1 protein-coding gene is annotated in these 453 nt (G+C 34.0%); it reads left to right on the top strand.

The genetic code is table 11. The annotated features are described in order from the left end of the window. Positions 1-331 (top strand): ribosomal RNA small subunit methyltransferase A (locus tag FUA24_RS00365; protein WP_317131909.1); only part of this gene is annotated, 331 nt, incomplete at its 5' end. Positions 332-453 lie beyond the last annotated feature (122 nt).

The following is a 453-nucleotide window of genomic DNA, read 5'->3' as shown; positions in this document are numbered from 1 at the left end:
TATTCTTTCAGTTTTAACACAAGCATTTTACGATGCCGAGTATTTGTTTACGGTGCCGCCAACGGTGTTTAATCCGCCACCAAAAGTAGATTCGGGTGTTTTAAGGCTTATCCGAAAAAAAGAATTCACATTACCCTGTAATGAAGCCCTCTTTTTTAAAGTAGTTAAACAAGCATTTCAACAACGCCGAAAAACACTTCGTAACAGTTTAAAAACATTCAATTTATCTAATAATTTAAAAGCAAATAGTATCTTTGGCCAGCGGCCAGAGCAATTACCAGTACAAGCGTTTATAGAACTTACGCTGCTTATTGAAAAAGATCAAGTATAAATATCACGCTAAGTGATTTCTATTTTCATCAGAATTATATGCAAGAGGAAAAAGAAAACATACAATTTCAGCTAACCGATGAACTTTTAGAGAAGGTTGAGTTACTAATCGAAACTAAAAAC

It is taken from the genome of Seonamhaeicola marinus, assembly GCF_008085455.1.
Note: the sequence above shows the minus strand (reverse complement) of the source record. Positions and strands in the feature narration are given on the sequence as shown.